Annotated in this window: 17 protein-coding genes and 1 other RNA gene; all 18 read left to right on the top strand. The window is 50.6% G+C overall.

Features of this window, described 5'->3' with window-relative positions:
• The first annotated feature begins 1 nt into the window (after nucleotide 1).
• Complete coding sequence (locus CF651_RS17420) at nucleotides 2–625, top strand: aspartate/tyrosine/aromatic aminotransferase (RefSeq protein WP_245856001.1); 624 nt, start codon at nucleotides 2–4, stop codon at nucleotides 623–625.
• Nucleotides 622–1,272: a hypothetical protein gene (locus tag CF651_RS17415; RefSeq protein WP_094016151.1), complete on the top strand. Its 651-nt coding sequence runs from the start codon at nucleotides 622–624 to the stop codon at nucleotides 1,270–1,272. Before CF651_RS17420 ends, CF651_RS17415 begins: the two co-directional genes overlap by 4 nt.
• The gene (locus CF651_RS17410; RefSeq protein ID WP_094016150.1) at nucleotides 1,272–1,796 is read left to right on the top strand and encodes a hypothetical protein; all 525 of its coding nucleotides are present in this window, start codon (nucleotides 1,272–1,274) and stop codon (nucleotides 1,794–1,796) included. Before CF651_RS17415 ends, CF651_RS17410 begins: the two co-directional genes overlap by 1 nt.
• Before the next feature lie 195 nt (nucleotides 1,797–1,991).
• Nucleotides 1,992–3,020 carry a sugar-binding transcriptional regulator gene (locus CF651_RS17405; RefSeq protein ID WP_094016149.1) on the top strand — a complete coding sequence of 343 codons (1,029 nt, stop codon included), beginning with the start codon at nucleotides 1,992–1,994 and terminating at the stop codon, nucleotides 3,018–3,020.
• A gap of 58 nt (nucleotides 3,021–3,078) precedes the next feature.
• The gene (gap, locus tag CF651_RS17400) at nucleotides 3,079–4,086 is read left to right on the top strand and encodes a type I glyceraldehyde-3-phosphate dehydrogenase (RefSeq protein WP_094016148.1); all 1,008 of its coding nucleotides are present in this window, start codon (nucleotides 3,079–3,081) and stop codon (nucleotides 4,084–4,086) included.
• 262 nt (nucleotides 4,087–4,348) lie between these two features.
• Nucleotides 4,349–5,530, top strand: coding sequence for a phosphoglycerate kinase (locus CF651_RS17395; RefSeq protein ID WP_094016147.1), 1,182 nt, complete (start codon nucleotides 4,349–4,351; stop codon nucleotides 5,528–5,530).
• 31 nt (nucleotides 5,531–5,561) lie between these two features.
• Nucleotides 5,562–6,314 (top strand): triose-phosphate isomerase, encoded by a 753-nt coding sequence (gene tpiA, locus CF651_RS17390; protein ID WP_094016146.1) that lies wholly within the window; start codon nucleotides 5,562–5,564, stop codon nucleotides 6,312–6,314.
• A 2-nt stretch (nucleotides 6,315–6,316) separates the two neighbouring features.
• Nucleotides 6,317–7,849, top strand: a complete 1,533-nt coding sequence (gene gpmI, locus CF651_RS17385) for a 2,3-bisphosphoglycerate-independent phosphoglycerate mutase (protein WP_094016145.1) — start codon at nucleotides 6,317–6,319, stop codon at nucleotides 7,847–7,849.
• A gap of 62 nt (nucleotides 7,850–7,911) precedes the next feature.
• Entirely contained in the window at nucleotides 7,912–9,204 is a 1,293-nt protein-coding gene (gene eno, locus CF651_RS17380) for a phosphopyruvate hydratase (protein WP_094016144.1), read from the top strand.
• 392 nt (nucleotides 9,205–9,596) lie between these two features.
• A complete protein-coding gene (locus CF651_RS17375; protein WP_094016143.1) occupies nucleotides 9,597–10,301 on the top strand; it encodes a M50 family metallopeptidase in 705 nt (234 codons plus the stop codon).
• A gap of 154 nt (nucleotides 10,302–10,455) precedes the next feature.
• Nucleotides 10,456–10,695, top strand: a complete 240-nt coding sequence (gene secG / locus CF651_RS17370) for a preprotein translocase subunit SecG (RefSeq protein ID WP_094016142.1) — start codon at nucleotides 10,456–10,458, stop codon at nucleotides 10,693–10,695.
• A gap of 114 nt (nucleotides 10,696–10,809) precedes the next feature.
• The gene (locus CF651_RS17365) at nucleotides 10,810–11,622 is read left to right on the top strand and encodes an alpha/beta hydrolase (protein ID WP_094016141.1); all 813 of its coding nucleotides are present in this window, start codon (nucleotides 10,810–10,812) and stop codon (nucleotides 11,620–11,622) included.
• A gap of 50 nt (nucleotides 11,623–11,672) precedes the next feature.
• Nucleotides 11,673–14,348, top strand: coding sequence for a ribonuclease R (gene rnr / locus CF651_RS17360; protein WP_094016140.1), 2,676 nt, complete (start codon nucleotides 11,673–11,675; stop codon nucleotides 14,346–14,348).
• Nucleotides 14,349–14,468: 120 nt separating this feature from the next.
• The gene (smpB, locus tag CF651_RS17355; RefSeq protein ID WP_094016139.1) at nucleotides 14,469–14,948 is read left to right on the top strand and encodes an SsrA-binding protein SmpB; all 480 of its coding nucleotides are present in this window, start codon (nucleotides 14,469–14,471) and stop codon (nucleotides 14,946–14,948) included.
• Between the two features lie 179 nt (nucleotides 14,949–15,127).
• Nucleotides 15,128–15,492: a transfer-messenger RNA gene (gene ssrA, locus CF651_RS17350) on the top strand.
• Nucleotides 15,493–15,857: 365 nt separating this feature from the next.
• On the top strand, nucleotides 15,858–16,268 hold the full coding sequence (locus CF651_RS17345; protein WP_094016138.1) for an HNH endonuclease: 411 nt from the start codon (nucleotides 15,858–15,860) through the stop codon (nucleotides 16,266–16,268).
• 396 nt (nucleotides 16,269–16,664) lie between these two features.
• Nucleotides 16,665–16,907 (top strand): hypothetical protein, encoded by a 243-nt coding sequence (locus CF651_RS17340; RefSeq protein WP_094016137.1) that lies wholly within the window; start codon nucleotides 16,665–16,667, stop codon nucleotides 16,905–16,907.
• Nucleotides 16,908–17,807: 900 nt separating this feature from the next.
• The coding region (locus CF651_RS17335) for an RCC1 domain-containing protein (protein ID WP_179232855.1) at nucleotides 17,808–21,568 on the top strand (3,761 nt) is incomplete at its 3' end.

The raw sequence follows: 21,568 nt of genomic DNA, 5'->3' as shown, positions 1-21,568 counted from the left end.
GTTGACGGAACGTAAAGACATTGCTTACCTTGACTCTCATATGGACGGCCCGGGCCGGGTGTACAGACATGAGTTTTTCCGTGACCGAATGGAGCGGATTCCGCTCTATGCATGGGAGCGGTATGATCTGGAGCCTTACGAGGCGCTGATCATTCCGAACAATATCGACGAAGAATGGCTGTATCCGCGGAGAGAGCGCATTGCGGAATTTATGGCATCGGGCCGTATTCTGGTGTCGTTCGCCCAACCTTTTCTCCCATGGCTTCCAGGGGGTGTGCTGTGGCGGCAAAGCCCTTTGGGGATCCAAGAGAGGACGGTTCTGGCGCATGAAGAGCATCCTATTTTCCAAGGGGTCACCGAGTATGATCTGAATTACCGCCGGGGAGTGAAGGGGTTCTTCTCCCGCGGGTATTTCGAGGCGCCGCAGCAGGCGGAGATCGTACTCAGGGACAATGCCGGGGCAGTGGTTGTGTATATTGACCGCTTGACGACGAACGGAACAATTCTTGCTGGAGCGGGGACGGATCTTCTGGGGTACGGGCTGTCGGACACGACGACCGCACGCAGGATCGGGCTCCAGCTTGTCGCGTGGATTGATTCCGAGAGGAAGGGGAGGGGCAGATGAGAAGCGCGATATTATACAGCGGGATCAGCTATCAGCATTATTTTCTGAACCGAAATAACGGCAAGTACAAGAACAGGTTCGACGACATCATTTATGTAATGGATCTGCATGAGACCGAGTTGCAAAGCTATGATTATGTGGTCGTTCCGACCCGTCTGAATCAAGATATCCTGCTTGAGCATGCCGGGAAATTCGAGGACTATTTGCATGGCGGCGGGCATTTGATCAGCTTCGGTGATTTCGAACGGTCGTGGATTTCCCATGTACGGTGGAAATTTTACCCGACCAACTTTCATTGGTGGGTCAACCCCGGGGCAGATCTGCCGTTATATCCGGTGGATCCGGAGCATCCGCTGTTTCAGCGCATTACCGTAGACGATGCCAAATGGCATTATCACGGCGTGTTTTTGCCCCATGACAGGGTGGAGCGCATATTGGTCAATGAAATCGGTGAGGCGATTATTTATGTGGACCGGCTTTCGTATCGAGGCCATCTATATATGACGACGCTGGACCCGGATTATCATCTGGGGCAGGGATTTATTCCGAAGGCGGAAACGTTCCTCGACGGCTACCTCGCCTGGATTGAGGAAGATATCGCAAGAAGCAGGCAAGGAGAAACGAATAAGGATAAGGAGGCATCTTAATGTCAGTTATTTATGTGCTTGATGATACAGATCGTCTGGAGATTGGCTTTGAGGATATTCGCAAATACCACGGAGGGTTAGCCCTAATGGCGGTAGCGGTAGGCTTCCGTTCTTTGCAGGCCGCTTTTGCCGAGCTGTTCGGCAGCGAAGCCCCGCAGCGGAAAGCAATCAGCATCGTATCGGGACATGCCGGACCCGGCTTTCGCGATGCGTTCGAATATGTGACGCGCGCCGTTACCCGCGGGGCCTACGAGGTCAAGGTGGACTATCCCGCCGCCCAATACGATCCGCATCGCGCCCAGTCCTACGCGTTCGTCATATCCTCTGCCGACGGATCGTCGGTCGAGGTTGCTTTGAAGGATAACTTCCTGCCGATGAAGTTTTATGATTTTTTGGCCAAGGGGCGCGCCGGTACGATGACGGAGGAGGAGAAGGAGGAATTCCGCGACCTGAAATGGTCGTTATCCAAGAAGGCACAGGCGCTGCCGCAGGAGGAGCTCCTTTCGGTGAAACGCATTTCATAGCGGAGTTTCGACAGGAAGCTGCACGGCTATATTAATTATTTGTCTATTTTGTGATTTATGAGTTGAAAACGTCGCTTGGATTTTATATAATGAAGGGGCTAAGTGAAAGCTTAGCTCTTTATTTGGACTATGTGGGACTGAAAATGTAGTAGCGGGACGAAAAGTGTCCAACGTTTCTGGCGGGAGTGAAAGACCATGAGAGAAATGCTCAATATTCAAAAACAACTTCTGCCGGACTTGATCGACACAATGAAGAAGCGCTACACGATTCTTCACCACATCATGGTGTCTGGCATCGTTGGCCGCAGAACGCTGGCGGGCTCGTTGAATACAACGGAGCGCATCATGCGAGCGGAGGTCGATTTCCTGAAGGCGCAAGGCTTGCTGGAGGTGGAAGCCTCAGGCATCCGTATCAGCGCTGCAGGAAGGCAGCTGCTGGAGAGCATCGAACCGCTCGTCAAGGATTTATTCGGCCTGACGGAGCTGGAGGAACGGATCCGTTCCCATTTCGGCTTGAAGCAGGTGGTGATCGTACCGGGAGATTCCGATACGTCGCCGCACACGAAGAAGGAATTAGGCAGAGCAGGTGCTGCCGTTCTTCTGAAGCATGTTTCCCAGGACGAGGTGATTGCAGTCACCGGGGGCTCCACAACGGCGGAGGTTGCTTACCACTTATCGTCGTCGAACTCGCTTAAGGGAAGCTGGTTCGTCCCGGCGAGGGGCGGTCTTGGCGAAAGTTTGGAGTTCCAAGCGAACACCATCGCATCGACCATGGCCAAGAAGACGGGCGCCAAATACCGGCTGCTTCACGTACCGGATCATCTCGGCGAGGAAGCTTACCAGTCTTTAATGCAGGACAGCACGATCCTGGAGATCATCCAGTTTATCCGCAAGGCTCGTATTGTGGTTCATGGCATCGGGGAAGCTATGGTGATGGCCCGACGGCGCAAAGTCGATGCCGGAACGACCTCGAACCTGCAGCAGGACGGAGCGCTGGCGGAAGCGTTCGGGTATTATTTTGACCGCGGGGGCAAGATTTTACATAAAATGCCGACCGTGGGCTTGCGAATCGAAGATATACAAGAAATGGACTGCGTCATCGGCGTTGCAGGCGGGAAGAGCAAGGGGGAAGCTATCGCTTCCGTGCTCCGTTTTGGCCAGGAGGATATTCTGGTTACCGATGAGGCGGCAGCTATCGAGATCGTTCACCTTTTGACATCATGACGGGCTATGCCTGTCTTGACATAAATCCAAATTAACTATTATTAGGAGGCTATTACACATGGCAACTAAAGTTGGTATTAACGGTTTTGGACGTATCGGTCGTAACGTATTCCGCGCTTCTTTCAACAACCCTGAGGTAGAAATCGTAGCAATCAATGACTTGACTGACGTGAACACTTTGGCTCACTTGTTGAAATATGACACAACTCACGGCAAATTTAACGGTACAGTTGAAGCTACAGAAGGCGCTTTGATCGTTAACGGTAAAGAAGTGAAAGTTTTCGCTGAGCGTAACCCTGAAAACCTGCCTTGGGGCGCTAACGGTGTAGAAATCGTTGTTGAATCCACTGGTATTTTCACAGCGAAAGAAAAAGCTTCCCTTCACTTGAAAGGCGGCGCTAAGAAAGTTATTATCTCCGCTCCAGCTACTGACGAAGATATCACTATCGTTCTGGGCGTTAACGAAGATAAATATGATCCAGCTAGCCACACAATCATCTCCAACGCATCTTGCACAACGAACTGCTTGGCACCATTTGCAAAAGTATTGAACGACAAGTTCGGTATCGTTAAAGGTATGATGACAACTATTCACTCCTACACGAACGATCAATCCGTTCTTGATCTTCCACATAAAGATCTTCGTCGCGCTCGTGCAGCGGCTGAGAACATCATTCCATCCACTACAGGTGCTGCTAAAGCCGTATCCTTGGTGCTTCCTGAGCTGAAAGGCTTGCTGAACGGTATGTCCTTCCGCGTGCCTACTCCTAACGTATCCGTTACGGATCTGGTTGCTGAATTGAAAGTAAACGTAACAGTTGACGAAGTCAATGCAGCTTTGCAAGAAGCAGCTAACGGTTCTTTGAAAGGCGTGCTGAACTACTCCGCAGAACCGCTTGTATCGAGCGACTACAACGGAGATCCAGCTTCCTCTACAATCGACGCATTGTCCACTATGGTTGTAGGCGACAACATGGTTAAAGTAGTTTCCTGGTATGACAACGAGTGGGGCTATTCCAACCGTGTCGTTGACTTGGTAGCTTTCATCGCGAAAAAAGGTCTGTAAGTTAGAAAAATTGTGGTCATGAACTGATAAGTTTCATAACGTTTTGCTTTTTTTACGCAAAGGGGATGTACTTCCGGGTCCTGTTGAGATTGTATTCTTTTGATTAGAATTTATAGTAGTGTGAATACACTCTCAAAGGAACCTCGCTGACGCTCTACGGTACATCCCCTTTTGCTTATTTGCAAAAACGTTTTGAAACGGAACTCAGACATTACCACATTTTTTGTGTGCGGGTAGAAAAACATAGGAGGCGTGAGAATAGATGAATAAGAAAAGCGTTCGTGACGTAGAAGTAAGCGGCAAAAGAGTATTTGTGCGGGTGGATTTCAACGTGCCCATGGAAAACGGCCATATCACAGACGATACGCGTATTCGTGAGACCGTACCAACGATTCAATATTTGACTGAAAGAGGCGCGAAGGTTATTCTTGCGAGCCACATGGGACGTCCGAAAGGTCAAGTGGTAGAAGAGCTTCGCTTGACTCCTGCAGCAGCGCGTTTGTCCGAGATTATTGGCAAACCGGTAGCCAAAGCGGACGAGGCCATTGGTGACGCGGTAAAAGCGCAAGTGGCTGCTTTGAACAACGGCGACGTGCTTTTGCTTGAAAACGTGCGTTTCTATGCAGGCGAAGAGAAGAATGACGCGGAACTCGCCAAAGCTTTTGCCGAACTCGCTGACCTGTACGTAAACGATGCTTTCGGTGCGGCTCACCGTGCTCACGCTTCTACTGAAGGTATTGCGCACCACCTGCCAGCGGTTTCCGGTCTGTTGATGGAGAAAGAGCTGGATGTATTGGGCAAAGCGTTGAACAACCCTGAGCGTCCTTTCACAGCCATTGTAGGCGGCGCGAAGGTTAAAGATAAAATCGACGTCATCAACAACCTGCTGAACATTGCAGACAACATCATCATCGGCGGCGGCTTGTCCTACACGTTCCTGAAAGCACAAGGTCTGGAAATCGGTAAATCCCTTGTGGACAACGACAAAATCGATCTGGCTCTCAGCTTCATCAACAAAGCCAAGGAAAAAGGCGTAAACTTCCTGCTTCCTGTAGATATCGTCGTAACAGATGATTTCAGCCCGACGGCAAATACGCAAATCGTAGATAAAGAAGCGATTCCTGCGGATTGGGAAGGTATCGACATAGGTCCAAAAACGCGTGAAATTTACGCTAAAACGATCGCTGAATCCAAATTGGTTGTGTGGAACGGTCCTATGGGCGTGTTCGAAATCGAGCCATTCTCTCACGGTACACGCGCGGTAGCGGAAGCTTGCGCAACGACAACCGCTTACACGGTCATCGGTGGCGGAGACTCTGCAGCGGCTGTTGAGAAATTCCATCTGGCTGACAAAATGGACCACATCTCCACCGGCGGCGGCGCTTCCCTGGAGTTCATGGAAGGTAAAGCTTTGCCAGGCGTTGTAGCCCTTAACGATAAATAACATTAATTCTATTTCGAAGGAGTGAACACTCATGCGTAAACCGATCATTGCAGGTAACTGGAAAATGTTCAAAACGGTTAGCGAAGCGACAGCTTTCGTTAACGAAGTGAAGGGCCAAGCGGAAGTGGACGGCGTGGAAAGCGTAATTTGCGCTCCTTACACGAACTTGCCCGCTCTGGTAGAAGCCGTTAAAGGCACTACGCTGAAAGTCGGCGCACAAAATCTTCACTGGGAAGACAACGGCGCATTTACGGGCGAAATCAGCGGTGTTATGCTGAAGGATCTGGGCGTTCATTATGTAATTATCGGCCATTCCGAGCGCCGCGCTTACTTCGCGGAAACGGACGAAACGGTTAACAAAAAAGTACACGCGTCGTTCAAGCACGGCTTGACACCGATCGTGTGTGTGGGCGAGAAATTGGAAGAGCGTGAAGCAGGTCAAACCAAAGCGGTTTGCAAAGTGCAAACCGAAGCGGCTTTTGCTGGCCTTAGCGCAGAGCAAGCGGTAGAGGTTGTCGTAGCGTACGAGCCGATCTGGGCTATCGGTACAGGCAAATCGTCCACAGCTGCTGACGCTAACGAAGTCATTGCTTACATTCGTGAGCTGATTGCCGGCTTGTACAGCCAAAGCGTAGCGGATGCGGTTCGTATTCAATACGGCGGCAGCGTGAAACCGAACAACATTGCCGAGTACATGGCGGAGTCGGATATCGACGGCGCGCTTGTAGGCGGTGCCAGCTTGGAGTCCGCTTCCTACATTCAGCTCGTTCAGGGGGCAAAGTAATTATGTCGAGACCGAAACCGGTAGCACTGATTATTCTCGACGGCTTCGGCCTTCGCAGCGAGACAACGGGGAATGCCGTTGCTCAAGCAAAGAAGCCGAACTATGACCGTTACTGGGCGGAATATCCACATACGACTTTGACAGCTTGCGGAGAAGCGGTTGGTCTTCCGGAAGGCCAAATGGGCAACTCCGAGGTTGGCCATTTGAATATCGGCGCAGGCCGGATTGTATACCAGGACTTGACCCGGATTTCGAAATCGATTCGCGACGGCGAATTTTTCGAGAACGAGACGATTCTTGGCGCAATTCGCCATGCGAAGGACAACGGACGCAAGCTGCATTTGTACGGCTTGCTGTCCGATGGCGGCGTACACAGCCACATCGCTCACTTGTTCGCTTTGCTAGAAGTGTGCAAGAAAGAAGAATTTAGCGAAGTGTACATTCACGCATTTTTGGACGGCCGCGACGTAGCGCCGGACAGTGCGAAGAAGTACATGGAGGAGCTGCTCGCCAAAATCGCAGAGGTAGGCGTAGGCAAGCTGGCTACGGTACAGGGCCGCTACTATGCGATGGACCGCGACAAGCGCTGGGAGCGTACGGAGAAATCGTACCGCGCTATGGTTTACGGCGAAGGTCCTCAGTACACGGATCCGATGAAAGCGATCGTGGAGTCTTATGAGAAATCGGTTTTTGATGAATTCGTTATGCCGACGGTCATCGTCAAAGAAGACGGCTCTCCTGTAGGCTTGGTGGAATCGAACGATTCCGTCGTGTTCTTCAACTTCCGTCCGGACCGTGCGATCCAGCTGTCCCAAGTGTTTACGAACAGCGACTTCCGTGGCTTCGATCGGGGACCGAAATGCCCTTCGAGCCTGTACTATGTTTGCTTGACCTTGTTCAGCGAATCGGTTGACGGTTATGTAGCCTACAAGCCGAAAAACCTGGATAACACGCTGGGTGAGGTATTGGCACAAAATAACCTGAAGCAGCTGCGTACGGCTGAAACGGAGAAGTACCCGCACGTCACGTTCTTCTTCAGCGGCGGCCGTGATGCCGAGCTTCCGGGTGAAACGCGTATTCTGATCAACTCTCCGAAGGTAGCTACGTATGATCTTCAGCCTGAGATGAGCGCATACGAGCTGGCGGCGTCGACTGCAAAAGAAATCGAAGCGGAAAATCACGATGTGATTATCCTTAACTTCGCTAATCCGGATATGGTAGGCCACTCTGGCTTGCTGGAGCCTACGATCAAAGCGATAGAAGCTACCGACGAGTGCCTCGGTCAAGTGGTTGAGGCGATCCTCGCCAAAGGCGGCGTGGCGCTGATTACAGCCGACCACGGCAACGCGGACGTAGTGACGAACCCGGATGGTAGCCGGAATACGGCCCATACGACAAACCCTGTCCCTTTTATTGTGACAAGCAAACATGTTACACTAAGAAACGATGGGATTTTGGCGGATATCGCACCGACCGTTCTGAAGCTGCTTGAAGTGAAGCAGCCGGAAGAAATGACAGGCGCGCCGTTAATCTAACAAGCAGCGGATAACGATGCTTTTTTCAAAACTAATTCAAATATAAGGAGTGTTTCTGAATCATGACTATGATTGCTAACGTGTATGCTCGCGAAGTGTTGGATTCCCGCGGTAATCCAACAGTAGAGGTTGAAGTGTTTTTGGAGTCCGGCGCAAGAGGCCGCGCTATCGTTCCATCCGGTGCTTCCACAGGCGCTTACGAGGCTGTTGAGCTTCGTGACGGCGACAAATCCCGTTACCTGGGCAAAGGCGTTCTGAAAGCTGTTGAGAACGTGAACGACATCATCGCTCCTGAATTGATAGGCTTGGACGCTTTGGACCAAGTGGGCATCGACAACAAAATGATCGAGCTGGACGGTACGCCGAACAAAGCGAAATTGGGCGCTAACGCGATTCTGGCTGTATCCATGGCGGTTGCTCGTGCAGCTTCCGAGGCTTTGGACATTCCTTTGTATGTATACCTGGGCGGATTCAACGCGAAGCAGCTTCCGGTTCCAATGATGAACATCATCAACGGCGGCGCTCACGCGGACAACAGCGTAGACGTTCAAGAGTTCATGGTTCTTCCTGTAGGCGCACCTACTTTCAGAGAAGCGCTTCGTACAGGCGCGGAAATTTTCCACAGCCTGAAAACAGTTTTGAAAGAAAAAGGCTTGAACACAGCAGTTGGCGACGAGGGCGGCTATGCTCCTAACTTTGCTTCCAACGAAGAAGCGATCACTTCCATCCTGACAGCAATCGAGCGCGCAGGCTACAAGCCAGGCGTTGACGTATTCTTGGGTATGGACGTTGCTTCCACTGAGTTCTACAAAGACGGCAAGTACCACCTGGAAGGCGAAGGAAAATCCTTCACATCCGCTGAGTTCGTAGACTTCCTGGCTTCTTGGGTAGACAAATATCCAATCGTTACCATCGAAGACGGCTGCTCCGAAGACGACTGGGAAGGTTGGAAGCTGTTGACTGAGAAATTGGGCAACAAAGTACAATTGGTTGGTGACGACCTGTTCGTAACCAACACAGTTCGTTTGTCCGAAGGTATCGAAAAAGGCATCGGTAACTCCATCCTGGTTAAAGTAAACCAAATCGGTACTTTGACTGAAACTTTCGACGCTATCCAAATGGCGAACCGTGCAGGCTACACTGCGGTTATTTCCCACCGTTCCGGTGAGAGCGAAGACAGCACAATCGCTGATATCGCTGTCGCTACGAACGCAGGCCAAATCAAAACGGGTGCTCCTTCCCGTACAGACCGCGTAGCGAAATACAACCAATTGCTTCGTATTGAGGATCAATTGGCTGAATCCGCTCAATACTTGGGTAAAAAAGCGTTCTTCAACCTGAAGAACTTCAAATAAGTATAAAGCTATTCTTTCTCGATCAGGAGCATCCTTTGTGATGCTCCTTTCGAGTATTCATGGCGCTAAAAAAGCAAACAGCTGGAGCTATGCGTTCTGCTGAGGGGTTCTCGAACTCTAAATACAATAATATATTGTATTTATTGCATTGGTTTAAACCACAGGCGAGGCGGGGGCGGGAGAGGTCGGAGGGACAGGTGACTACCGGAGAGTTTACGTGCGGCCTTTGAAGTCGTGTTCTTTCCGCAAGGAAAGTTCAAATGGGAACACGACTTTAACAGCCGCCGAAGGTAGACACCTGTCCCGGAGACCTGCCCCCGCACCCTCCGAGCCGTCATCTTTTAAACAAAACAAAGTAATAAATACAATCACACTCCCGGAGGGATCCGCTCATGAGCAACTGGTTAAAGACTGTATTTTTTCTCATAGGGTCAGCCTTTCTCACGCGCTGGATCCCTTTTTCTTCCTTCTTCCGTAATCTCGATACGACGATCCACGAGTTCGGTCATGCTGTGGTGACCCTGGCTTTGTCGGGTAAAGTGATGTCTATCGAGCTATACGCCAATCACAGTGGTGTGACCTATTCGTCCGTGGTTAACAATTGGAGCGTCATTCCCATTTCATTGGCGGGGTATATGACAGCGTCGTTATTTGCCGTATTCCTGTTTAAAATGCGCGCGCAGGACAACCAACGGCTGGGACTGCAGATCATGACCTTGATCGGTCTGATCGCACTGGTCCTGTTTGTCCGCAATGAGTTCGGCATTATGTGGCTGATCGGCTTTATCGCTCTCAATATCATTATGCTGGCTATCGTTCCGCGTTGGCTGAGAGATTTTTATTACTTGCTTCTGGCGTTCTTGACGCTGGAGGAATCGGTCATGGGACCCATCTCGCTAGTCATTTACGCTTTGCAGAATCCGGCCTCCGCAGGGGATGCGACGAATTTGGCCCGGGTTACCTTTTTGCCGGCAATATTCTGGGCGGGGTTGTTCACTTTGTTTGCCTTATGGTGCGCGAAGAATGCGATTCAGGCATTTTTGGGCCGGCGGAAGGCCAGACCTGTCAGACAACAGCCTTATCCGAATTATGAGTAATAGCTAGGGAAATTCGGTGAATGGAGCCGCTCTGGCCGCGCCCGGCTCTTCATTATACTTCTTCAATAGTAATGAACATTGTTTGTCAGGTGGACAAGAATGTGATATAATACAGATGCTGTCTATTTTCGACTTGCTCGCAGGAGGTGGAATTATGGAAATTGCTTTGAAAATTGTACTGGTCATCGCTTCGCTTGGATTGATCGCAGCGGTTTTGCTTCAACCAGGTAAAAGCTCAGGGTTGTCCGGTGCCATCTCCGGAGGTGCGGAGCATTTGTTCGGAAAGCAAAAGGCTCGTGGCTTGGAGTTGTTCTTATCTCGTTTAACGATGGGTTTGGCGGCTGCGTTCTTTATCTTGTCGCTCGTCGTTGCGTTCTTCGTAAAACAAGCGTAACATAAAAGGGAAGCAGCAGGGGAATGATACTCCTGCTGCTTTTTTGTTCATACATAAGTGAACGGAGCATAGGCAGCCTTTTCCTGCAAATTGCAGTGCTCAGGAGGTTGGGCCATGAACCGGGAATATAGAACGCCGGAACCTTTTTTTCTGGAGGGCCATGGGGATCGGGCTGCGGTGCACCTTATGCTGATTCACGGTTTCACCAGCTCCCCGGCGGAATTTCGCAAGCTAGGCTACTACTTGAATGACATGGGCTACACGGTGGACGCTGTGCTGCTGCCGGGTCATGGAACGTCCCCGGAGGATATGATCAAGACCGGGCACGGACATTGGACGGGACATGTTGTGAAAGGGTATGATGAAATAGTAGACCGCAGGAAAAAAAAGGTGGTCGCTATCGGACATTCCATGGGCGGGCTGCTCGCTCTTCAGCTGGCGCTGGAACGTCGGCTGGATGGGGTCGCGGCGCTGGCCGCGCCGATTTTTTTAATGAGCCGGAAGACGGTATTCGCCGTGCTGCTGCAGTATGTACTGAAATATATTGAAAAAAAGCCCTCTGTATCGGCTCACCTGCTTCAAGAAACGTGGACCTACACGAAGACGCCTATTCCGTGCGTAGTCGATTTGCGGAGGCTGCTCAAGCAAGTCAAATCGAAGCTAGGCGAGGTGAAGACGCCGATTTGGATAGGGCAGGGTGAAATGGACAGGCTTGTGCATCCCAGGAGCGCAGGCTATATTTACGAGCATGTTGCGTCCGCATCGAAAATCATCAAGCATTATCCGGGGATGTCCCACGCCCTGCTGCTGGACGAAGGCAGGGACCTGGTATATAAAGATATTCATGCTTTTATCGCTTCATTACATGCACCCGTTGAACCATCCGACAAGGAGCGTCAGCGGATTGGCAAAGAAGTGTTTTCATAACGATAAAAAGGGTAAAACTAAAGAGAAGAAAGAGAAGGAAGGTGAGAGATTTGATTCAACGCGATGAAGTATTGGATTTTATGAGAGAAACGGCCTATAAACCGATGACATATCAGGAGTTGGAAAAACATTTTCGCATCAGCAACTCGCAGGATTTCAAAGATTTCCTGAAGCTGCTCAATGAGCTGGAAAATGAAGGTCAAATTTTGCGGACGAGGACGGAGCGGTACGGAGTACCGGAACGGATGAATTTGCTGAGAGGAAAGCTGCAAGCGCATGCCAAGGGCTTCGGGTTTCTGATTCCCGATGAGCAGGACCACCCGGATGTATATATTCATGCGAACGATATGAACGGCGCCATGAATGGGGACATCATTCTGGTTCGGATTACGTCCAAAAGCGCTGCAGGAGGCAAGCTGGAGGGGGAAGTGGTTCGTGTGGTAAGCCGCGCGAATACCCAAATGGTCGGCTTGTTCCAGGCCAATGAAGGCTATGCCTTCGTCGTTCCGGATGATAAACGGGTCATTCGGGATATTTTCATTCCGAAGCATGCTTTTAACGGGGCGATGGACGGACACAAGGTCGTCGTCAAGCTGGTTACCTATCCGGAAGGGCGGGCAGCCGCGGAAGGGGAAGTCATCGAGATTTTGGGGCATAAGAATGACCCGGGCGTCGATATTATTTCCATTATCCGCAAGCATCAGCTGCCGGAGGCTTTCTCGGATGAAGTGATGGAGCAAGCTTCGGCTGTACCGGAAGTGATTTCGGACAGTGATCTGGTGGGACGCAGAGACTTGAGGAACAAACGGATCGTTACCATCGACGGCGAGGACGCCAAGGATTTGGATGATGCGGTCAACGTCGAGCTGCTGGACAACGGGAATTACGTGCTGGGCGTTCATATTGCGGATGTCAGCTACTATGTCCGGGAAGGCTCCCCGCTGGATCGCGAGGCCTATAACCGGGGCTGCAGCGTCTATCTTGTTGATCGGGTCATCCCGATGCTGCCGCACCGGCTGTCGAACGGCATTTGCTCCTTGAACCCGCAGGTGGATCGCCTGACGATGTCCTGCGAGATGGAATTTGATGCGAACGGTACGGTTGTACGTCATGATATTTTTACGAGCGTCATTAAAACCAGTGAGCGTATGACGTATACGAATGTGCGGAAGCTGCTGTCCGGTGAGGCGGAGCCGGAGCTGGTGGAGAAATATGCTTATTTGATGGACGACTTCAAGCTGATGGAAGAGCTGGCCATGAAGCTGCGCAATCGGCGGATGAAGCGCGGTGCGATTGACTTTGATTTTCAGGAATCGAAAATTTTGGTCGATGCAAACGGCAAGCCGACGGATATTATTAAAAGAGAGCGCAGCATCGCCGAGCAGATTATCGAGGAGTTCATGCTCGCTGCGAACGAAACGGTGGCCGAGCATTTTCACTGGATGAAAGTACCGTTCCTGTACCGGATTCATGAGGACCCGGATTCGGAAAAGCTGATGCACCTCATGGAGTTCATTACGAATTTCGGTTATGTGGTCAAAGGCAAAGGCAACACGATTCATCCGCGGGCGCTGCAAACGCTCCTGGAGGAGATCAAAGGAACCAAGGAAGAAACGGTCATTGCCACTGTCATGCTTCGTTCTATGAAACAGGCGAAGTATGATGCGCAGAGCACCGGTCACTTCGGCTTGGCAGCGGAGTTTTACTCGCATTTCACCTCGCCGATTCGCCGGTATCCCGATCTTATCATTCACCGTGTGATCCGGGAAGTGCTGGAGCAGGGTGATATGAGCGACAAGCGGTATGAGTATTTGTCCGAGCGGATGGTCGATATCGCAAAGCAATCGTCCGAGCGCGAACGGGCATCGGTCGATGCCGAACGGGAAACGGAGGCGCTCAAGAAAGCCGAGTTTATGCTGGATAAGGTCGGAGAAGAATTCGAGGGGATTATCAGCAGCGTGACCAACTTCGGTATTTTCATCGAGCTCGACAATACCGTCGAAGGCCTGATCCGCTTGAGCGATATGCATGACGATTATTATCACTATCACGAAGCGCAGCATGCGTTGATTGGTGAACGGACATCAAGGGTATTCCGGCTTGGGGACGAAGTGAAGGTTCGCGTGGCCCGAGTCAGTACGGAAGAGCATACGATCGATTTTGAGATGGTCGATATGAAGCCGCGCCAGCAAAAAGTAAGCCTCGTCGACGCGCTGAAAGCGGTTCGGCGCGATAAACGCGGCGGCGGCAGAGGCCGTGCCGGCGAAGCCGCAGGACGAGGAGCGCGGGGCCGCGGCGGAGACCGCGAGCGCGGTGCGGCGGAAGCGGCACGCAGCGGCAAGCGCAAAGCCAGCGGCGCGGGCAGCAGCCGGCGCGCTAAGGGCGGACCCGCCGCAGGAACGGACGCGCCGACGAGCGGAGGCAAACGCGGCCGCGGGGGCATCGCGACGGGCGGAGCCGCAGAGGCTGCCGGCAGCAAGCGCAGCCGTGGCGCCGACGCGATCGCGGGCACCAGCACAGGCGCGGCGGCGAGCAGCGGCAAAAGCGGCCGCCTGCGGCGCAGCGGCAGCGCGAGCGCCGGGGCGGCAGGCAGTGCCGGTGCCCTGCGGGCCACCGGCGTCGAAGCCGCCAAGGCGCGGGCGCTGGAAGGCGCAGGCAAGGGCGCCGGAGCCGAAGGCGGGCGCCCGGGCGCGAAGAAGCGCAAGCGCAAGGCCGCGAAAAAGTAGCCGCGCGCGCTTGCTTCAAGGGATTGGAGTCTGGTAAAATGGACTCCAATCCCTTTGTGTGTGACATGTGCTATGTTGCTTAGTACATGCTGCTTTTTATTGGGGAAGGAGTGAGCCGGCATGGGGCAAAAAGCGGACGGCAAGGTTCTGGCACAGAACAAAAAGGCGTCTCACGATTATTTTATTGAAGACACATATGAATGCGGTATGGTACTGACCGGTACCGAGATCAAGTCGCTGCGGCTGGGCCGTGCGAATATCGGCGATGCGTTCGCTACGATCCGGAACGGGGAAGCCTTCATCCATAACGTGCATATCAGTCCGTTCGAGCAGGGTAATCGCCACAATCCGGATGATCCGACCCGGACGCGTAAGCTGCTGCTGAAGAAGGATCAGATCAAGAAGCTGTTCGGGCTGGCCAAGCAGGAAGGCTACACGCTGGTGCCGCTCAAGATCTACGTCCGCAACGGCTATGCCAAGCTGTTGATAGGACTCGGCCGAGGCAAGAAGCAGTATGACAAGCGGGATTCCGCGGCCAAGCGGGATGCTCAGCGCGATATCCAACGCGTGCTTCGCGAGAAGCAGAAGGTCGCGCGGTAGTGAAAAGGTTGAATGTTGCAGGTGCTTGATAGGCAATATTCGCCGCAGGGTCAACTACTGGAACGGCTTCCAGCAAGACATGCTTCATTTTGAACAAAAATGTGTTATACTAAGTAAGCATCACAAGCGGATGCATGCTTTACCTTTTGCGGCTTTCCTGGCAGAAAGCCCACTTATGCGGGGACGTTCTTGGATTCGACGGGGATAGTTCGAGCATGGGTAGCGGGTAGTGGGGACGCGACCACTTCATCAACGCTAAAGCCTATTAAATGGCAAACAACAACAACCTGCTCTTTTAGCAGCCTAAGAAACTGCTGGAGCGCTTCTACTCTCCATCGCCCATGTGGCGGGATAGGGGCTCAACCTTTAGTGGGATACGCTGTCTAGTCTCCGCCTGCGGCTAGCTGAAGAAGACAACCAGGCTGACCCAACGCAGAGCCGGTTACGGGGCGCTGCTCGGGTGACATCAAAACTGTGGCTACACCCGTAGAAGCCTATGTGGCGAGATCTTCGGACAGGGGTTCGACTCCCCTCGTCTCCATAAAAAGCAAAAAGCGTCGACCTAAGCGGTCGGTGCTTTTTTGCATTAGGAGACGCGAGGAGGGAGGTGAAGCCCTGTAAGGGGTTCAGTCCCGCGCGGACCGGAGCGAAGCGCAGGGAGAACGGCATCGAAATCTACCGCTAAAGTTATCCTCGTTGGGTGGGCTTCGTGAGCAGGGAGATGGAAGATTTCGATACTCTCCTCGTCTCCATACTAAAAACCCGCTCAATGAACGGGTTTTTGCCTTTTAAAGATAAAATTGTAGACGAATTGTAGGCATCTCTCGTCTCTAACATACATAACCACGAATCAAATAATCCATTTGCCTGTGGTTATGGTCTAACTTTTGCTTTAGGAGGCGATTGACTATGATAACAGTGCTCAATTTGGACGGCCAAAAACTAACCCCATGTTTGCTTCACCGGGCTTGGAGGGAAGTTAATCGAGCCCGTGCCGTCTGGATTGACGAGCAGACAATCCAATTACTTTACAACCCATTTTCATTTCGAGACTATCGAAAAGCTGCATTAAAACGGGATCGTTACACTTGTTTGTGGTGTGGGCGTCACGCAACGACTGTAGACCACATTGTCCCTTCAAGCAAGGGCGGCTCAGATCTTCCTCAAAACTTACTCGCTTCTTGCATGGAATGCAACACGAAACGAGGAAACCGTTCAGCGTTCTCATATCTTATAGAAAAAGCACTTTCCGTGCCGAATCTTATAAAGCTCTGTTACCGGATCATTAAAGCTAACTATAATCATCGTCAAGCGAACTGATGTAAGTACTGAATTCACCGCCGTAAGGCGGTTTTATCTTTATAGGGCATCCAACCGGCATAGTTGTGCTCACTATTTGATAGGACAAGCTGTTGTTCTAACTTGTTCCAGGATGTTGATGTTAGGAGACCCTACTGCCACATGACGTTCGATCATGTCTTTCATGTTTATCTCTATCGACTTTTGGTTGGAGGCACCTATAGTTTTCAAAGATAAATTATCTATTTTAACAAATTTTGATAATTTTTACACGGGAAATAATATGCTTATCAGGGATATTAAATATACTAAGGGTGATTTTCATTGAATAACGCTAAGAAATACTGGGAAATCATCGAAAGTGTTAGAAACGAAATTATAGCTTGGGCAAAAGAATAAGGAATGAATATACACAGGATGGAATATGTTGCCACATTTGAGAAATGGGATAATAGTATTGGGGTTTATGTATTCTTTAATTGTGAAAGTGAAAAGAATACAGCAGATGAAACGGGAAAGTTCCAGATGATCAAACAAGAGCACTTACATTTACTTGAGCGTTACAACTATCCATTTGATAAATACCCAAACGTGAATTTCATTTTTGATTCCCAAGAGAATGTTGTTAAGAATTATGAAGGAAGCTACTTCTTATATTGAGATGAATTAGAAGAAAATGTTCCGTCGGTATTAATAAATGGCGAGAGTACTTCGTTAGGTTGTTCTCACTGATTACTCAACACATGTGAAGTGCTGTGTGTCGCTCGTGAGGAAACAGTAGTTAAGAGCCGCATTGGCCTGTATATTGAAGCCTGAATGTATGTCGTATTCGGGTTTCTGTATTTGTGGTGGCTAACGGGTCAAAACGAAATAAGTGGAGGCTATGGGGCCCCCGCAAAATCATCGGAAGACGCCACAATGTGGGGTAAGAAAACGTGTATGAATTTACTCGGTGAAAAAAATGTGGTCATGGCGTTGGGCATTACTTGACGCTGTTGACCCATTTTTTATTCATTCCACTTGCATGTAATCAACTCCATGTCTGGAACGGTAAATTGAACTAGGTTGCCAGAGTGCCTTGAGAGCGCGAACTTAAAGTTTTCTTTGAGTTTCACGAATGGGCTAATCTACGATGTTAAGATATAAGAAAAAAATAGTGGGGAGAATATTCATGAATTTTCTAGTCTTTTAATTTTCACGACGGTATTTAGTATGTTTTTTTCGTCAGGCGATAGTAATGTCACAGCTTCAACTGGTGAGAAGGTTCCCAGGTTTGATAATCACTCATGCCATGAGCTCAGCAGCTGGGCTAGAGATGCCGTTGCTCAATCTGTGAGTGCAGGCGTGGTAGAACAGCTACCACCTTCTCACCTAAAGAGAATGCAAGCCGCGCAGAAGCAACGGTGATGCTGAAGCGGATGCTTCAAATTTTACAGTTCATTAACTAGTAATGTATTCTCACATGTATTTTATATCATATCCGAAGAATTAAAGGGGGCTTAAGAACTACAATCGCTTTAAGGCTTCATTAATACATAATTAAAAGGAGAGTTGACACCATTGATCACGAAACTCAAGTTGCCTTCACGTTTCTTGGCAGTTGCCTTATGCTTACTGCTATCATTTGCAGACCTGCCGGGAACGATTGCAGCAGCAGGCGGTACGCCGCCAATTCCGGTTCAAGCTTCCAGTGGTTATTCTCATTCGTTACTAAGGTTTAATGATGGCAGCGTATGGGGCTGGGGGTATAACGAGGAGGGCGAAGCCGGTCACTCACCGGAGCAAAAAGCCGTAACTTCTCCAGCCAAAATACAAAATCTTGAAGATATCACGGAGATCTCTGCAGGCGCTTACCACAATCTGGCGCTGAAGGGAGACAAAACGGTATGGGCATGGGGATATAACGGAACAGGGGAACTCGGGCAAGTCACTTCCGTGACCTATAACCATATTCCCACGCAGGTCGTGGGAGAGTTAAATTCAGGCTTTAGCGATATCACGTCAATAGCTGCAGGCGCTGATCACAGCTTGGCGTTGAAGCAGGACGGCACGGTCTGGGCTTGGGGCAGTAATGAGCTGGGGCAGCTCGGACAGACGGTGGATCCGCAGAACCCTGCTACCACTATGATTTCAGTACCCGTTAAATTAAAAGTAAAGGATGGCAACAATCAGGATGTTGATTTTGATCAAGTTATCGCCATAGCTGCAGGCATCTATTTCAGTGTCGCGCTCAAGGCTGATGGTACGGTTTGGGGCTGGGGGAGAAACCTTGGCAATTCAGTGGCTAATGGTGCCGGCGGCAGCACCCCGGTTAGAATCGATGGACTGAACGACATTGTTCAAATTTCAGCCGGTAACGGATTTATCCTCGCACTTGATGCAGGCGGAAACGTCTGGGGTTGGGGCAACAATGCTAACAATCAGCTTGGTATTAACTCGACAACGGCTTGGATAAGCACTCCTACGAAAGTGAAGAATGAATCAGGTACCGGTTTTTTATCCAATATCAAAGCCGTTTCAACACTCAGTGAAGGAGCTAATGCGTCATATGCGCTGTCCAATGATGGGACCGTGTATTCTTTTGGTCTCAATACGGCAGGACGTCTAGGGGATGGTACTACGACGCAAAGAAATCTGCCAGTCAAAGTGGTCGGGATAAGCAACATCGTGGCGATCGGTCCGGGTTTGCAGCATGGCCTTGCTATTGGCGGGGACGGAAAAATATATACTTGGGGAAATAACGCTCACGGGCAATTAGGCAACGGTTCGACTATTAATCGGACGACAGCATTAAAGGGGAGCTCGATCCTATCGAGTATCACCCTAAATACTTCCACGTTACAGCTCAAAATCGGAGAACCTGCAGCTCAGTTGACTCCAACGATCGAATTAAATAATCCTTTGACGAGTGGGACGATCGAGTGGAGCAGCAGCGACGAAACCGTCGCAACCGTTGATACAAGCGGATTGGTAACGGCCAAAGGACCGGGAACCGCGACGATAAAAGCAGCGGCGAGCGACAACAGCAGCATTAATGCGGCAAGCCAAGTAACGGTGTTAGACAATAATGCAGGAGTGGCAGCATTAAATCTGAGCGGCATCAACATCACCCCATCCGTGAGCGCAGACGTCTATACTGCAACGGTTCCTTATGCGGTGACATCGACGACGGTAACGGCAACGGCCGCTAGCAGCAAAGCGACGGTATCCGCTTTGAAGCTGAACGATAACCCTGTTACTAATCCGGTCGGCTTGAGCGTAGGCTCGAATGTAATCACTGTAGAAATAACGGCAGAAGACGGCACAGTCAAGCCTTATCGTGTGACGGTTACACGGCAGCCGAAGAGCAATAACGCTGGAATCGGCACATTAAGCTTAAGCGGGATCGTTATGAGTCCAACAGTTAGCGCGAGCGTGTATGACTATACAGCAACCGTTGCCAATTCCATAGATTCGACAATGATAACTGCAACGGCCGCACATCCTTTTGCAGCCGTAACCGCCTTGAAGCTTAATGGAAATCCGGTCACGAATTCGATCGGCTTAAGCGTAGGCTCGAACGTTATCACGGTGGAGGTCACGGCGGAAGACGGTACGGTTCAGCCTTACCAAGTTACGGTTACGCGCCTGGGCTCGAGCGTTACATCATTGGGTAACATGTCCATCAGCGAGGGAAGCATTTCCCCTGCATTTGAGAATACAACATATGCCTACACGGCCGATGTGCCTTTCAGCACAACTTCGATCACGGTGGGAGCGTCTGTATACGATGCGCATGCATCATTTCAGTTGACTACGCCGAAAGGCCAACAGCCGACCTTCTCTCTAGACGTAGGAAATAACCTTGTTATCTTCAAGGTGACGGCGGAAGATGGACAGTCGACGGCGACTTATACGCTGCAAATTCGCAGAGCTGGAAGCTCGAATGCCGATTTGAACCATCTCGTATTGTCGGATGGGAGTTTGGAACCGAATTTTACTGCAGGTACGACAGCTTATAATGGATCGGTGAGCAACAGTACGGCTGCCATTACTGTTACGGGAATAGCCAGTGACTCGAACGCCTCAATGATGATAAACGGAGCCTCTGTACCTAGCGGGCAGCAGAGTCAGCCACTAGCGCTTCAGGTCGGGGACAATGAGGTCACGATTCGTGTTACCGCGCAGGATGGCAGCACGGTCAAAACATATACCGTACGGATTCACAGAGCAGCGAGCTCGAACGCCGATTTGCAGGAACTAACATTGTCGGAGGGCACTTTAAATCCGTTATTCACCGCAGCTGGGACTGCTTACAACGCTTCTGTCGCCGATAAGACGGCCTCCGTCACCGTAACGGGTACGGTATACGATGCGAACGCTTTGCTGACGGTGAACGGAAGCCCGGTTGCTAGCGGTCAACCAAGCCAGCCGATTGCGCTGACTGTAGGAGACAATATGATTACGATTCAAGTTAAGGCGCAGGACGGTACGACGGTCAAGACATATAGCGTGAACATCAATAGGCCAGCCGAATCTCCGCAAGTTCCAGCACCCGGGGCACCGATACTGGATCGCGCCACACCGGGCAATAGACAAATAAGGCTATCATGGAGTCCGGTGATCGGTTCCACAGGGTATAAAGTATTCAAGAGTACGACTTCCGGAGCGTATGGATTGGAAGAAGCTTCAGTCAGTGATTCGGTATACAGCTATGATGTAACCGGACTAACGAATGGCACATTGTACTACTTTGTCGTTAAAGCTACGAACCTGGGGGGAGACAGCGTTGCGTCTAATGAAGTTAGTGCAACATCCCGAGCTGTTTCGGGACGGGGGTCTGCTCCAGAGCAAACACCCGTTCCTCCACAGCAGACGCCTATTCCTCCAGAACAGACACCTGTTTCTCCACAGCCTAAGGTTGGAGCATTTATCAGTAGCATTGTTAATGAAGCCAATTTAGTAAATACGATTGAATCCAAAGTAGCGGAAGCGAAGGAAGCAAACACTACAATTGATTTTGCTGACACTCAAGGGCACTGGGCGAAGAAGACAATCGATGCTTTCATCAAATTGCAACTGATTAATGGCTACGAAGATGGTACGTTTAGGCCGGATAGTCCTATCACACGCGCTGAGTTTGCAGTGATTCTGAATCGCGGATTCAATATCCAAGGTGGCAGCAATACGAGTATTGTATTGAAGGACAATGGTGATAACTGGGCTAAAGGAGCTATTGAGAACCTTGTAGCGGCAGGGGTAATCAAAGGCTACGATGACGGTACGTTCAAACCGGATAAAACGATTACACGTGAAGAAATGGTTGTAATGCTGTCCCGCAA

The sequence above is a fragment of the Paenibacillus rigui genome (assembly GCF_002234615.1).
GTDB classification, from domain to species: domain Bacteria; phylum Bacillota; class Bacilli; order Paenibacillales; family NBRC-103111; genus Paenibacillus_S; species Paenibacillus_S rigui.
This window is presented reverse-complemented; position numbering and strand designations above follow the sequence as displayed.